The 14,236-nt window shown below is 62.6% G+C and carries 15 protein-coding genes; 4 read left to right on the top strand and 11 right to left on the bottom strand.

Annotated elements, in window-relative coordinates; all coding sequences use genetic code 11:
- Positions 1-31 precede the first annotated feature (31 nt).
- The 5 genes from AC2FMM_RS02360 to AC2FMM_RS02340 all read right to left on the bottom strand — a co-directional run bounded on the left by AC2FMM_RS02360 (position 32) and on the right by AC2FMM_RS02340 (position 5,470).
- Entirely contained in the window at positions 32-553 is a 522-nt protein-coding gene (locus tag AC2FMM_RS02360; protein ID WP_496678947.1) for a DUF2478 domain-containing protein, read from the bottom strand.
- A gap of 70 nt (positions 554-623) precedes the next feature.
- The gene (locus AC2FMM_RS02355; protein ID WP_496795692.1) at positions 624-1,337 is read right to left on the bottom strand and encodes an NnrU family protein; all 714 of its coding nucleotides are present in this window, start codon (positions 1,335-1,337) and stop codon (positions 624-626) included.
- A 57-nt stretch (positions 1,338-1,394) separates the two neighbouring features.
- Entirely contained in the window at positions 1,395-3,461 is a 2,067-nt protein-coding gene (locus AC2FMM_RS02350) for an ABC transporter permease (protein WP_496795691.1), read from the bottom strand.
- Positions 3,458-4,510 carry a quaternary amine ABC transporter ATP-binding protein gene (locus AC2FMM_RS02345; RefSeq protein ID WP_496795690.1) on the bottom strand — a complete coding sequence of 351 codons (1,053 nt, stop codon included), beginning with the start codon at positions 4,508-4,510 and terminating at the stop codon, positions 3,458-3,460. Before AC2FMM_RS02345 ends, AC2FMM_RS02350 begins: the two co-directional genes overlap by 4 nt.
- Positions 4,511-4,519: 9 nt before the next feature.
- Entirely contained in the window at positions 4,520-5,470 is a 951-nt protein-coding gene (locus tag AC2FMM_RS02340) for an ABC transporter substrate-binding protein (protein WP_496685942.1), read from the bottom strand.
- A gap of 398 nt (positions 5,471-5,868) precedes the next feature.
- Here AC2FMM_RS02340 and AC2FMM_RS02335 point away from each other — a divergent pair, with 398 nt between their 5' ends.
- A complete protein-coding gene (locus AC2FMM_RS02335) occupies positions 5,869-6,531 on the top strand; it encodes a DNA-3-methyladenine glycosylase I (RefSeq protein WP_496685941.1) in 663 nt (220 codons plus the stop codon).
- A gap of 41 nt (positions 6,532-6,572) precedes the next feature.
- Positions 6,573-7,259 carry a hypothetical protein gene (locus AC2FMM_RS02330; protein ID WP_496678775.1) on the top strand — a complete coding sequence of 229 codons (687 nt, stop codon included), beginning with the start codon at positions 6,573-6,575 and terminating at the stop codon, positions 7,257-7,259.
- A 3-nt stretch (positions 7,260-7,262) separates the two neighbouring features.
- On the opposite strand, the gene AC2FMM_RS02325 is transcribed toward AC2FMM_RS02330, so the two are convergent.
- Entirely contained in the window at positions 7,263-7,658 is a 396-nt protein-coding gene (locus AC2FMM_RS02325) for a c-type cytochrome (RefSeq protein ID WP_496795689.1), read from the bottom strand.
- A 97-nt stretch (positions 7,659-7,755) separates the two neighbouring features.
- Here AC2FMM_RS02325 and AC2FMM_RS02320 point away from each other — a divergent pair, with 97 nt between their 5' ends.
- Positions 7,756-8,193: a DMT family transporter gene (locus AC2FMM_RS02320; RefSeq protein WP_496795688.1), complete on the top strand. Its 438-nt coding sequence runs from the start codon at positions 7,756-7,758 to the stop codon at positions 8,191-8,193.
- Here the strand turns inward: AC2FMM_RS02320 and AC2FMM_RS02315 are convergent.
- The 3 genes from AC2FMM_RS02315 to AC2FMM_RS02305 form a co-directional block, all read right to left on the bottom strand.
- A complete protein-coding gene (locus AC2FMM_RS02315) occupies positions 8,177-8,863 on the bottom strand; it encodes an ABC transporter ATP-binding protein (RefSeq protein ID WP_496711517.1) in 687 nt (228 codons plus the stop codon). The genes AC2FMM_RS02320 and AC2FMM_RS02315 overlap by 17 nt on opposite strands.
- Complete coding sequence (locus tag AC2FMM_RS02310) at positions 8,856-10,142, bottom strand: lipoprotein-releasing ABC transporter permease subunit (protein ID WP_496678769.1); 1,287 nt, start codon at positions 10,140-10,142, stop codon at positions 8,856-8,858. The genes AC2FMM_RS02315 and AC2FMM_RS02310 overlap by 8 nt, the downstream gene beginning before the upstream one ends.
- Positions 10,143-10,223: 81 nt before the next feature.
- Positions 10,224-11,234 carry a DUF6492 family protein gene (locus tag AC2FMM_RS02305; RefSeq protein WP_496795687.1) on the bottom strand — a complete coding sequence of 337 codons (1,011 nt, stop codon included), beginning with the start codon at positions 11,232-11,234 and terminating at the stop codon, positions 10,224-10,226.
- A gap of 204 nt (positions 11,235-11,438) precedes the next feature.
- Here AC2FMM_RS02305 and AC2FMM_RS02300 point away from each other — a divergent pair, with 204 nt between their 5' ends.
- The gene (locus AC2FMM_RS02300; RefSeq protein WP_496795686.1) at positions 11,439-11,900 is read left to right on the top strand and encodes a hypothetical protein; all 462 of its coding nucleotides are present in this window, start codon (positions 11,439-11,441) and stop codon (positions 11,898-11,900) included.
- Here the strand turns inward: AC2FMM_RS02300 and AC2FMM_RS02295 are convergent.
- Both AC2FMM_RS02295 and proS read right to left on the bottom strand, forming a co-directional pair.
- Positions 11,897-12,790, bottom strand: a complete 894-nt coding sequence (locus AC2FMM_RS02295; RefSeq protein ID WP_496795685.1) for a glycosyltransferase family 2 protein — start codon at positions 12,788-12,790, stop codon at positions 11,897-11,899. The two genes, AC2FMM_RS02300 and AC2FMM_RS02295, sit on opposite strands and share 4 nt — an antisense overlap.
- Complete coding sequence (proS, locus tag AC2FMM_RS02290; RefSeq protein WP_496795684.1) at positions 12,774-14,114, bottom strand: proline--tRNA ligase; 1,341 nt, start codon at positions 14,112-14,114, stop codon at positions 12,774-12,776. Before proS ends, AC2FMM_RS02295 begins: the two co-directional genes overlap by 17 nt.
- Positions 14,115-14,236 lie beyond the last annotated feature (122 nt).

The raw sequence follows: 14,236 nt of genomic DNA, 5'->3' as shown, positions 1-14,236 counted from the left end.
CGGTTTTCAGGACGTTACGTCGGGAAAACTGTTATTCGGCCGCAGGCCGCAGGTTGGCGACGCTGTCGAACCAGGCCTCGATGACGTCCAGATCGGGTTCTAGCGCCTGCGCCGCACCATCGGTGAATTCCACGAACTTGTCACGGTTCAGGCCGTTGACCCCGACCAGAACCGGGATGTCAAGCGACAGCGCCTCGGCGATGACGGGGCGGAACCCGCGGCCATCGGCCTCGTGTTTGCCGAACTTGTTGACGATCAGCAATTGCGGACGGTTGGCCAAAGACGCCGTCACATAGCCCACCGCCTGCTCCAACGCCGCCGGGTCCAGCCGGCACCCGCGCGACTGGCTGCCCAACGACTGCGAGATACGGATGGTTTCGCCATCCGGCAGCACGCGCAGGTCCATGTCGCATTTGCTGCTGTCGGCGCATTCGGAGTTGGTCTGAACCACACCGGCCAGACGGGCGCCCTTGGCCAGCAGACGTTCAGCAACCGCGCTCAGCAGGCGGTCGGTTGCGCCGCGATCGGTAGTGGTGACATAGGCCAGGTGCATCGGCAGACCTTTCTGGGTTTCATCTTGTTGTTTCAATTAGCACGCATGAGGCGCCCCTTCCAGCACCGCATCAAGGCAGCGGAGACACTCCGATCACCGGCGCGTGCAGGTGCAACAGCGCGGCATAGGCCAGCCCTGCCACCAACCAGACCCAGGGCCTCGGCCAGGGGCGCGGCAGCCGCAGCGACAGGCGTGCTGTGTTGCGCGACAGGTGCGGCCAATCGGCCCCCATCTCGCGCGCCTTGCGCCTGTCGATCAGGACCATGCCCATCCAGGCGAAACCCGCGAACAGGCCGAACAGGACCACATGTGCCAAGCTGCCATTGGCCAGCAGATGCGCCAGCGCCCACAACACTATCGCCAACAGGATCGGGTGGCGGGTGGTCCGCAGGAGACCGGACAGTTCGGGGTTGAACGGGCGACCTCCCAGCCCGCCGAAGGAAAACGGGTTGGTCGCCGCCAGCCCGGCCACCGCCAGCCAGCAGACGACGGGCATCACCAGCAGAGGCACCCAGCGCAGGATCGCCAGCGGCGGGATGACCTCGACATAGGGCGCGTTGGCCGCGGCCACGATCAGCCAGGCCAGAACCGCCAGCGACAGCGCGGAATAGACCGCGAAATAGGGTCCGCGCCCCATCAACCCGATCAGCCGCCCGCGCACTGCCGGACGCGCCGGAATGGCGTGGCTGAGCAGAAAGATCAGAAGTGCAGCAACAAAAGCGCCCCAACCGGCCATGGTCATATCCGCCTGTTTTGCACCCGGAATACCGGGGGAAACGGCCACGGTCCTTGTCCGAAATCAAGTGTGGTCGGGGGCAGCTGCGCCGCCCCCGATCCAGGGTTACAGGCCCAGCGCCTTGCGGCGTTCCTCGGCAAATCCCTGAACCATGCGGTCGGCGATCAGCGCCAGAATGGCCATCGCTGCCCCGGCCGAAATGCCCAGCCCCACATCCGCCTGCCCCAACGCCAGATAGATCGACTGGCCCAGACCGGTCGTGCCGATCAACGCCGCGATCACCAGCATAGCAAAGGCATAGAGAATGGTCTGGTTCAGCCCCAGAAGGATCGTGGGCGCAGCATAGGGCGCACGCACGTCGCGCATGATCTGCCACTCGGTCGCTCCACTGGCGATCGCGGCCTCCATCATCTCGTCCGGGGTGTTGACCAGCCCGTGACGGGTGTAGCGGATCATCGGCACGATCGCATAGGCGCAGATCGCCAGAAAGGCCGAGAACTCGCCGATCTGGAACACCATCAGCACCGGGATCAGGAACACGAACAGGGGAATCGTCTGCAGCATGTCGCAGATCGGGCGCACGATCCTCCAGACTGGCGACCAGACCGCGCTGGCGAGGCCGATCAGCCCGCCGACGACGGCGCAGAAGAACACCGCCGCACCGCTGAGATAGAGCGACAGCAGCGCCCTCTCCCACAGGCCCGAGATCAGGATCGTGCTCAGCAGCGCCACCGACAGCGCCGCCAGACGCCAACCGCCCGCCACCCAGCCCAACGCCGCCACGCCAGTCAGAACGAAGGGCCATGGCAGATTCGCGATGCCCGTCTCGAGCATGCCGATCAGGATCAGCGTGACCAGACCGCCGGTCAGGTGCCCACGCCACGCCATCAGCAAGGCGATCACCGCACCGGCGGCGAACAGGCCATAGCTCATGCCCGGGGTCCACTGGAACCCCCAGGTAAAGGGCAGAACCGCCTGACTCAGACCGATCCGCAGCGGCAGCAGCACATAGAACATCGAGTTGTTCTTGAGCGAATCCAGCCACGGCCCGTTATCCTGGGTAAAGGCTGTCAGGCCGGTGTCCACCGCCTGCGCGACCGGATCCAGCAGCGTCAGCTCGGACGGGTTGGGCAGCCGCGCCCAGAACAGCAGCGTAAACAGGACTGCAAAGCCAATAACCGCCCAGACAACGCGGTTGTCGTGACGATTGCGTTCAGTGGCGAGGGTGCCGCTCATGCGGTCAATCACCACGGCAAAGACAACGATCACCATGCCGGCTAGCAGAGATTCACCGAATTGCGCCTTGCGCATGGTCAGCAGGACCTCCCAACCGATGTCATTGAACCCGCCGATGACCGCGGCGATGATCACCATCGACAGGGCCGCCATCAGGCACTGGTTCACACCCACCATGATCTGCGTCGCCGCCGCCGGGATTTCCACCTGGAACAGCTGCTGGAACCGAGTGCCGCCCGACATGATGGCGGCTTCCTTGATCTCGGGCTCCACGCGCTCCAGCCCCAGCATCACGTTGCGCGCCATCGGCGGCGCCGCGTAGATGGCCGAGGCGATCAGCCCCACCACCGGGCCAAACCCGAACAGCAGCAGCAACGGCGTCAGATAGGCAAAAGTCGGTACAGTCTGCATGATGTCCAGCACCGCCTGAACCACTGATTTCACCCGAGGCACTTCGTTGGCCAGAATGCCAATTGCACTGCCAACGATCAGCGCGACCGGGACCGAAACAGCCACCAGCGCCAAGGTGTTCATGCTCTCGGCCCAATAGCCCGAGGCCAGCACGAAGCTGAGGCCGAGAAAGCCCAGCGCCGCCATGGGCAACCCACCCAGATACCAGCCGAGTGCCGTCACCAGCCCGATCAGGATCGGCCAGGGCGTGTGGCCCAGCACGAAATTGGCCCAGTTCATCGGATAGGCCATCAGGTCGGAAAACAGCCGGGCCGCCGGTTTGATTGCGTTCAGGAACCAGTCGAGGAAGGCGCCCACCCATTGCGTGGCCGGCACCTCCCACGTCGCGGGCCATTTGACCAGCCAGGGCGCGTGTGGCTCAAGCGCCAGGCACAGCGCTCCGATGATCAGCGTGATCAGCGCCGCCTGTGCCCCTGCCGTCAGGTGCGCCCGCGCGGGCGTGCGAACATCAACTGCAACGGTCATGCGTCATCCACCTGCAAGGCTGCGGCGAGGTCCAAAGGATTCACCGTGCCGACGATCGCGCCGGTTTCGTCATGCACCGGCACCGGCTCGTACAAGGCCATGCAGCGGGCCAACGCCGCGTCCAGCGTCATGTTGACGGTCAGGCCAGGGTCATCCGGACCGCGCTCGGCATCGCCTGGATGCATGACCGAGGCGACCTTGGCGTGCTGGCCCTTGGCCACGTCCTTGGAAAACTCGCGCACGTAATCGTCGACCGGGCGCAGAACGATGTCCGAGGGCGTGCCGATCTGCACGATCTTGCCGTCGCGCATGATCGCGATGCGGTCGGCCAGCTTCAGCGCCTCGGCAATGTCGTGGGTGATGAAGACGATGGATTTCTTCAGCGTCGCCTGAATGCGCAGGAATTCGTCTTGCAGCTGCCGCCGGATCAACGGGTCCAGCGCCGAGAACGGCTCGTCCAGGAACCAGATGTCGGGGTTCACCGCCAACGAGCGGGCGATGCCCACGCGCTGACGCTGACCGCCCGACAATTGCCGCGGGAAACTCTCTTCGCGGCCTTCGAGACCGACCAGCGAGATGACCTCCTGCGCGCGGGCCAAACGTTCCTTGCGCCCCACGCCCTGCACGCGCAGCGGATAGGCCACGTTTTCGGCCACCGTCATGTGCGGAAACAGGCCGAAATGCTGGAACACCATGCCCATCTTCCTGCGGCGCAGCTCGGTCAGTTTCTTCTTGGGCGCACCGCGCACGTTGTCGCCGTCAATGCGGATTTCACCGCCCGTCCCTGGCAACAGCTGCGAGATGCAGCGGATGAGGGTCGACTTGCCCGACCCCGACAGCCCCATGATGACGAACAGTTCGCCATCGCGAACGTCGAAATTGGCGTTCTGCACGGCGGGAATGAACCCGTGTTCGCGCAGCTCGGCGGCGGCCTTTTCAGCGTCGTCCCCTGACCGAGCCAGCGCGTCGGTCAGGGCTTTCTCCGCACCTTGGCCAAAGACCTGCCAGAGATTCCGGCAGGCAATGGCTGGCGTATTCGCGTCAGTCACTTAGGCGGCTCACTTGGTTGCCGCGTCCACGACCGGACGCCATTTGTCTTCATTCTGGGCCATCCAGTCGGCCACGACCTCTTCGACCTTGCCACCATCTACATCGATCGCGCCCATCATCGGCTGCTGATCCTCGACGCTCAGTTGATAGTTCGACAGGATCTCATAGGCCGCCGGCCATTTGTCGGCCATGCCGTTCCAGGCGGCCTTGAAGATGCGCGAGGGCGCAAAGTCGCAGTCATTCACGGCATTGGGGTTCGGGCCCCAGGCCGGATCGGTGAAACAGGCCTCTTCACCCGGCGGCAGATCGACGAATTTCACGTCATAGGCCGACATCGCCCAATGCGGCTGCCAGAAGGTGATCAACAGCGGCGACTTGCGCTCGGTCGAGGCACGAAGCTCGGCGATCAACGCCCCTTCGGATCCGGCGGGCACGGCTTTGAACGGCACATCCAGTCCCGCCATACGATCGGCGCCAGGGGTGCCCCAGTCGGCCGGATAGTCGACCAGACGGCCCATCGGCAGCGTTTCTGCGGTGGCGAAGACCTGCGCACAGTCATTCAGCGCCTCCCAAGCCGGCAGGCCCGGGCAGAGATCAGCCACATGCGCCGGATACGCGATGCCTTCCTTGGCATCCAGGCCCAGATCACCGATCTCGACCACGGTGCCCTCGGCGATCTTCTTGGCATACTCGTCCGACACGTTCGACGACCAGATTTCGAGCGTTGCGTCGATGTCACCATCGGCCAGCGCCTGGAATTGGTTCATCATGCCTGCGGTCACATATTCGACCTTGTAGCCGGCGGCCTCGAGCATCTCGCCCGCGACATGCGTGGTCACGTGCTGGCCGGTCCATTCGTTGATGGCCAGTTTGATCGGCTCGTCCACCGCGCCCATCTCGGCCGCGTGAACTGCGCCTGCGGCAACCACCGCCAGCAGACTAACACTGAGTTTTTTCATGGATTTGCTCCCTGTCTTCCTTGTTTTGCCCACCCCGGCAGGATTGGCCCGCCGGGTGACATGCCTGATGACATGACCATGTCGCAACATGCACAAATTTGGCCGGAAAAGAAAAGTGAACACTTGGACTGACTTGAAACATTTGCCGGTCCCGCCTCCCTTCCGTTCCGGTTGGAACATCAAGATCCTGCCGCGCGCGTCCGGTTTCGGTACGGCAGGTTATTGATTGACCAGTCAATCACAAACCCGATTCCCGTCATTTGTCGAGCATTTCTTTCGCAGTGCATGAAAAAATACCGGGTTTTCCCGGACTCAGCCCGTTTGAATATCCTCCCTATTCAGGCCAGGGTTGCACAAATAGGAACAAACGGGCAACATTCTGGCCGGAGGGTCGACACATGCACCATTTCGACGAAATCTATGGTCTGGCGGCTGATCGGCACGGCGGGATCGACGCGCTCGAGCAGAAGCTGACCCGCCCCAAATCAACGGACGAACTGGCCCGGATGCCCGATGATCGCTGGTTGTCGATCTTGACCAAATGCATCTTTCAGGCCGGGTTCAACTGGAAGGTCATCGAGGCCAAGTGGGACGGATTCGAAGCCGCCTTCAATGGGTTCGACGTAGGGCGCTGCGCCTTCATGGATGACGAAAAATTCGACGCGTTGCTGCAGGATACCCGCATCGTGCGCAATGGAGCCAAGATCGCCACGGTGCGCGACAACGCCGCCTTTCTGCTGGAACTACGCGCCGAGGGCGGCGCAGGCAAGGTGCTGGGCGGCTGGCCCTCGACCGACTATGTCGGATTGCTCGAGATGCTGGCCCGGCGCGGATCTCGGCTGGGCGGTGCCTCGGCCCAGTACGCGATGCGGTTCGCCGGGCGCGACAGTTTCATCCTGTCGCGCGACGTCACGGCCCGCCTGATCGCCGAAGGGGTGATTGACAAGCCCACCACCTCGAAAAGGGCGATGACCGCCGTGCAAACGGCGTTCAACACATGGATGGATCAATCGGGCCGGTCGCTGACGGAAATCAGCCGGGTTCTGGCCATGAGCCTTTGAAAACCGCTTGCGGCCCTGCCCTGCCGGGCTAGGCTTACATCATGATCCGGCTGGCTCTGATCCTTGTCGCGCTGACGCTTCTGTCCTGCGGTCGTCCGCTGACCGAGCGGGAAAAGGCCTTTGCCGCACAGGTGCAGGGCGACACGCTGGACCTGGATCGAGTGCGGCTGGTCCAGGGTGCCCCGGTGGCTGCGATCACTTATGAGCGCAAGGCCCGCCCTCGGCTGGCCTGCCGCGAACGCATTCTGCCCCCCATAAAGACCGAGACCGTTACCGGAAAACCCGCGGCCGTGGCCCTGTTCAACCAAGTGTATTTTACGCGGGACTGGTATCTCGAAGACTACATGGCCAGCTATCCCGATCGGATCAACCTGGTGGCCGCGATGCTGCTGGCGCATGAGCTGACCCATGTCTGGCAGTGGCAGAACCGCGCGGTGACAGGCTATCACCCCTTGCGCGCCGCGGCCGAGCATGGCGGGCGCAAGGATCCATACCTGTTCGACCTGGACAACTCGGCGGACTTTCTGGACTTTGGGTTTGAACAGCAGGGGGCCATCGTCGAGGAATATGTCTGCTGCCGCGCGCTGGACCCTAACGCGCCGCGCACCCGACGCCTGCACGAGATGTTGGACAAGTATCTCGACCTTGCCGCCCTGCCCGGCGACCGGCGCGAGAGCGACGTGATCCTTCCCTGGAGCGGTGCAAAGGTTCAGGGCATCTGCCGCTGAGAATCATCCACCCTGCAAAGTCTCCAGATAGGCCACAAGGTCGGCAATGGGCTTGCTGGTCAGGATCGGTTGGCCCGTCGGCGCCTTGATCGCGGTGTCCTGCCCTTCGAAATAGGGGCCATAGACCGGCATCGGACTGCCATGGCTGACCAGCGGATCGCGCCCGTCGATGCGTTTGACCACCCGTTCGGTGGGAAAAACGCCGTCCGAGCCGCTCAGCGCCGTTAGATCTGTGGGCTGGATGACCAGCACGCCGGCCATCGGGCCGTGGCCGGTTGCATCCAGCCCGTGACAGGTGGCGCAGTGATGCAGGTACAGCTCTCCGCCCGTCCCGACGTCCTGCGCCCAGACGCTCGGGGCGGCCAACAGAGCCAGCGTTGCAAATGTCAGCAGTTTCATCGCGTTCCTCCATCCAGTCCGGCAAATGCAGACTTGCCCGGACCGGTGCAAGCCGCAATGATCCAGATCAACGAAACAGGCGACAAGGACCGGGGCAATGACACAATACGCAGCCATCATGCTGGCCGCCGGGATCGGCGTGCCAATCCTTGCGGCGCTGAATGCGGCCTTTGGCAAGTTGATCGGGTCGCCGACCGTCGCGGCGGTGATCCTGTTTGCCGTGGCCTTTGCCGCATCGGCGCTGGTGATGCTGCTGGGGCCGGGCACGCAGGCTGTGGCCAAAGTCGCGCACACGCCGAAGCACCTGTTGCTGGCCGGGGTTCTGATTGCCTTCTACGTCCTGTCGATCACCCATGTCGCGCCGCATTTCGGTGTGGGCAACGCGGTCTTCTTCGTGCTGCTGGGGCAGTTGATCAGCACCGCGGCCATCGACCATTTCGGCCTTTTCGGAGCGCAGATCACCCCGTTGACCCTAATGCGCGCCGGCGGGATCGCGGTGATGGCCGTGGGTGTCGCGATCACTCAGCTGGCCTGAGCACACCCCCGTCCAGCCGCAGCATCCGGTCCATGCGCGCCGCCAGGTCAACATTGTGCGTGGCGATCAACGCCGACAGGCCGGACTCGCGCACCAGATCCATCAGCGCGGCAAAGACCTGATCCGAGGTATCCGGGTCCAGATTCCCTGTTGGCTCGTCCGCCAACAGGACACGCGGTTCATTGGCCAGGGCCCGGCAGAAGGCCACCCGCTGCTGCTCGCCACCCGACAGGGCCGCCGGGCGGTGGTCGGCACGTTCGGCGACACCGACAAGGCCCAGCAAATCCATCGCGCGGGCCTTGGCCGCCCTTTCGGATACGCCATTCGCCAATTGCGGAAGCACAACGTTTTCCAGCGCGGTGAATTCCGGCAGCAGGTGGTGGAACTGGTACACAAAACCCACATCCCGCCGCCGCATCGCGGTGCGGGTGCGGTCGCCTTTGCCGGTCGCGTCCTGCCCGCCGATTTCGACCGTCCCGGAATCCGGCGTATCCAGCAGACCGGCGATGTGCAGCAGGGTCGACTTGCCCGCCCCCGAGGGTGCCACAAGTGCCACCGCCTCGCCGGCGCGCAGTTCCAGATCGGCGCAGCGCAGCACCTGCACCTCGGCGGGCGTGCCTTTCAGATAGGTCTTGGTCAGGCCGGTCAGACGCAAGGTCACATCATTCATAGCGCAGCGCCTCGACCGGGTTCAGCCGCGCCGCGCGGCGGGCCGGGAAGTAGGTGACGAAGAAGGACAGGCCCAGCGACATCCCAACCGCCTTGAGCACGTCCGACAGGTGCAGCTCGGCCGGCAAGGCATAGATGCCGCGGATCGCTGGATCCCAAACTCCGCCGCCCATCACGTAGTTCACGAAAGAGAAGATCGGGTCGATATAGAGCGCGAACAGGCAGCCCAGAATGACGCCCATCGCGGTGCCGATGATCCCGGTGAACGCACCGCAGATGAAGAACACGCGCAGCACCGAGCCCTCGCTGAGGCCGATGGTGCGCAGGATGCCGATGTCGCGGCCCTTGTTTTTGACCAGCATGATCAGGCCTGACACGATGTTCATCGCCGCGATCAGCACGAGTATCGACAGGATAATGAACATCACGTTGTCCTCGACCTCGAGCGCGCGCAGAAAACCACCCGACGCATCCAGCCACGTCCAGATCTGCACCCGCTCGCCCGCCGCCTCGAGGATCGGGATCAGGATCGGGTTCAGGTCCTCGGGACCGTCGACCATAACCTCGATCTCGTCGGCGACGCCCTCGCGATTGAAAAAGCTCTGCGCCTCGGAAAACGGCATGTAGACGCGGGTGCGGTCGATGTCATAGCGCCCGGCCGAAAACACGTAGACGACTTCATAGGCATTCACACGGGGCGAGGTGCCAAAGGCGGTTTTGACCCCGTTGGGCGTGGTCAGCTTGACCCTATCACCAACCGTGGCGCCGATGGCGCGGGCCACGCCCGAGCCGATGGCGATTCCCTCCTCGAACCGGGACAGATCGCCATAGGCTTGGTCGCTTTGGGCGATGCCGGGCAGGTTGAGCAAGTCATCGGGGCGGATGCCGAACACCTCGGCGCCGCTGCTGCGATCTCGGTTTGTGATCAGGACCTGCCCCTTGACCAACGGCGCGGCGCGTTGAACGCCCGGCACCTGCGCGATGCGCTCGGCCATGGCGTCGTATTCAACGATGGTGCGATCCACCTGCCCGTGCGCGTCCAGTTCTCCGGCCGAGTAAACTGTAACGTGAGCGTTGGCCCCAAGAATGGTGCCCACGAATTCGGACCGGAACCCGGACCGGACCGCCAGCGTTGCGATCAGCGCGAAAACGGCCAGAGTGATCCCGATCAACGAGATCCATGTCATCACACTTACACCGCCCTCGGCACGCCGGGCGCGCAGATAGCGCCAGGCGATCTTCCATTCGAAGGCGGCAAAGGGAGGGGGTGTTCTGGCCATTCCTGCTCCGGCAAATCTGTGGTGGGGACATTTTCGGGATTTGGCTGGATGGTCAAGCCGGTTCTGGATGCGCGCGCCCGTTCAACCGGTTAGCGACGAAGTTGCATCCAGCACAGACTGGGTCGTCTCACGATCACTAATCCCTCGTCGCGCCAAGGCCTCGAACAAGCGATCTCGGGTTTCAGGTGTCAGCATGGAAACCGCCCGGTTGTGCAGGCCGAGGCTCAACAGTTCCGGTTCGTCGATCCTGGCAATCAGGCCTTCCAGCTTCTGTTGCGAATAGGTCGGCCACAGCCCCAGCGCGGTGCTGGGTGCGTCCTCGAACCACGGGCGCAAAGTCAGATCCGACCGGAGGCAAAACGCATTCAGCAGCATGAATTCCGAGGGTCTCCGGCGCGACCCGAAGAGCGACTGCACCGAACCGTAGCGTTCGTTGATCTCGTCCAACACCTCCAACACCAACGACCTGCGCACTGGGAACGGCGTCGAAAACGTCGTGGTCTTCAACGCCTCAATGTCCGGGACGGTGACCTGCAAAGCGTCCAGGCTCTGCCGCAGCCAGTTGCGGTGAAAGTCGCTGTTGACCGAAATCAACGGGATCCGGGCGGCTCCGCCATCCACAAAGAATTCTGCCTCATTGAAAGACCGCAGAAACAGGTTTTTGGTGTCCAGGATAACCATCTGCTCCGCCTCGGCGATCCGTGCGGCGCCCAGCTTGAGCACCTGTTGCGTGCGGTATCCGTTGTTGCCGCGCCAGCCCCCTTTTCGCACGAAAGGGATTCGGTGCCGTCCTTCAACCAGAAGCCGGTCGCCCAGTGAACGCCTGACGCATTGACCTGCCCCAAGCAGAATGTCATCGCCCCCGACGACCCGAACCTTGGATTGCAAAGGGCCATAGGCCGTTAATATGGGCTCGATACGCGCCCGCAATGCGGTTTCGTCCACGTCGTTCAGAACCACATGGATGGAAGCAACTTTGGCCGGATCAGCAAATCGCGCAAAGGAACGCGCCTGCAACTCGAGCAGCGGGTAATCCTTGGAATACACTATCGTGGCAAAACTCAGCACGGTCGGGTTGCCTTTCACAATCACTCGGCGCCGCTGTATCAGCTTCTCGACCTGCCGCCAAATCTGCTTTACCGCGTTGGCGCAGAATCAGCCGTCGGGCTCAAATTCCAGCAACAGATGATATGTGAAAGACGATTATACCGCTGGTTGTGAAGCCCATCTCAGACAGGCCTTTATTGTTTCAGGTATGAAATCAATGTGAGGTTCAGGCAGTAAACTGAACTTGAAATGCAACATTTTCACAGCAACTTTGTTTCGCATTTTGCTTCTTTTGAGAAATTTTGGCACCCTGATTGTGGGGGAATACATTTTAAAGAGCGGGGGTCGCTCATGAATATTGAAGAGGAAATTGAACAGGTTGGTGCGCCAGCCACGACGATCATATCTCAGGACATGGATTGCGAAACCGCAGCGTTATTGCGGGCCGTCATTCGACCGCTGTTTGCCGGCGCGGCCAGTTGGGCCGGTCTTGCCGACACGCTGCGCGAAAAAGGCTATCGCCTGGCATTCCAAAGCGGGCGCATGTGCCTGATGGACCGAGCGACCGGAAAACGGCTTTGCGGGTTGCGGTTTCTGGACATCGAATTGAAGGATCTGGTCCGTCGTTTGGGTCGCCCCGTCGTCGTCGCCCGAGGTGACAAGGCGGATGGTGAACTGCTTCGCGCGCGTCCGGCGACGGGCGGGTCCTAGTACCGCCGCCAGAACTGGACGGACCGGCGCAGAGATTTGGCAAGGCTGTGTTTTGCTGCCCGCCGGATCGGCAGCGGCGTTTCCTGGCGCCTCAGCACCTCGATAAGCAGGTTTGCCGGCATATGCCCGCGGCGATAGAACTCTGCAAAATCATCCAGATCCAAGCCTTGTGCCGCGCGATAATCGGCAAAGAACCGTTGCCAGACGCGGGCATAATCCCGTCCCGTCGCTTGCTGGTCGCTGGTCTCGCCGCGGTCCCAGAACAATGAAATCGGCTCATCCATCCTTTCGCCGCGATAGCCCCCGGCAACCAGTCGCAGCATCAGGTCATAATCACCAGCGATGCGGAACTGAGAGTCGTGTCCCCCCAATTCCTGAAAAGCATCTCGCCGCAAAAAAACAGAGTTATGGCAAAACGGCATACGCTGAAGGATGGCCTTGACCGACATCCGTTTTTCCATCTTTTCGCCGCCGTCCGCGGACCGGTGAAGGGTTGATCCGAATAGATAGTCGGGACTGGTCGCGGTCAGTCGCTCGGCCGCCCGGTTCAGAACATCATCCGCGGCCAACGAGTCGTCGGAATTAAGGAACAGGACATATTCGCCGCGTGCCGCTTCGACGCCGCGATTCATCGCGTCGTACAGGCCATGGTCCGGTTCACTGATCAGGCGCGTGCGCGGAGCGTTGGCGATCAAGTCCTGAATAAATTCGACCGTCCCGTCCGACGATGCTCCGTCCTGAATGATGTGCTCGGAACGGTCGCAATTCTGCCGCGCCATGCATTCGATGACGCGACGAAACGTGTCCTGACGCCCTTGGGACAGCAGGTTCCAAGTTGCCGTGATCACCGAGATCAGCGGCGCGTCACCGGTATCAGGCGGTGCGCTCATAGATCTCGGCAATGCGGGTTACGGCGGCCTCGGGGCTCAGCTCTTCGCTTTCGCCGGTGCGGCGGTTGGTCAGCTCGACCACTCCGTTCTTCAGCCCGCGCGGGCCAACGGTGATGCGCCAGGGCAGGCCGATCAGGTCCATCGTGGCGAACTTGCCCCCTGCCCGCTCGTTGCGGTCGTCATAGAGCGGCTCGAGCCCCAGCGCGGTCAGCGCCTTGTAGATCTTGTCACACGCTGCGTCGGCCTCGTCATCGCCCTGTTTCAGGTTGACGATGCCGCAGTGGAACGGGGTCACGCCCTCGGGCCAGATGATGCCCTTGTCGTCGTGGCTAGCTTCGATAATCGCGCCGATCAGGCGGCTGACGCCGATGCCGTGGCTGCCCATATGCACCGGAACCTGCTTGCCGTCGGGACCTTGCACGGTGGCGCCCATAGGCTCGGAGTACTTGGTGCCGAAATAGAAGATCTGCCCCACTTCGATGCCACGCGCGCTGCGGCGGCGTTCCTCGGGCACCTGCCGGAACAGGGCCTCGTCATGGGTCTCGTCCGTGCGGGCATAGAGCGAGGTGAACTCCTCCATGATCGCCTGACACTGAGCCTTGTCGTCATAGTCGATGTCGCGCTCGCCAAGACGGATGTCGGTGACCGCGCTGTCATAGAACACCTCGGATTCGCCGGTATCGGCCAGCACCAGGAATTCATGCGTGTCGTCACCGCCGATCGGGCCGCTGTCTGCACGCATCGGGATCGCCTGCAGACCCATGCGTTCATAAGTGCGCAGATAGCTGACCAGGTGGCGGTTGTAGGCGTGAAGCGCGTCCTCTTTCGTCAGGTCGAAATTGTAGCCGTCCTTCATGTAGAACTCGCGGCCGCGCATCACGCCGAAACGCGGGCGGATCTCGTCGCGGAACTTCCACTGGATCTGGTAGAGCGTCAGCGGCAGGTCCTTGTAGCTGCTGACATGGCCGCGGAAGATGTCGGTGACCAGTTCCTCGGCCGTGGGCGTATAGAGCATGTCGCGGCCGTGCCGGTCCTTCATGCGCAGCATTTCCTGGCCGTAGTCATCATAACGCCCGGATTCGCGCCACAGGTCGGCCGATTGCAGGATCGGCATCTGGATCGGGATGTGCCCGGCGCGGATCTGCTCCTCGTGCACGATGTTTTCCAGCTTGCGCAGCACCTTGAAGCCAAGCGGTAGCCACGAATAGATCCCGGCGGCGGCCTGCTTGATCATCCCGGCGCGCAGCATCAGCCGGTGGCTGACGATCTGGGCTTCGGCGGGGTTCTCTTTGAGAACGGGCAGAAAATAACGGCTGAGGCGCATGTTTTTACCTTGCAGGTGAGAATTCCACGGACACGTGATTATGCGAAAGCCCCGCCGGGGGCAATCGGACAATGACCCAATCGCCGGTTCGTGGCCAGGCGGCTGTGCCTTTGATCAAACCA

Source organism: Ruegeria sp. BHSC043 (genome assembly GCF_059612985.1).
Note: the sequence above shows the minus strand (reverse complement) of the source record. Positions and strands in the feature narration are given on the sequence as shown.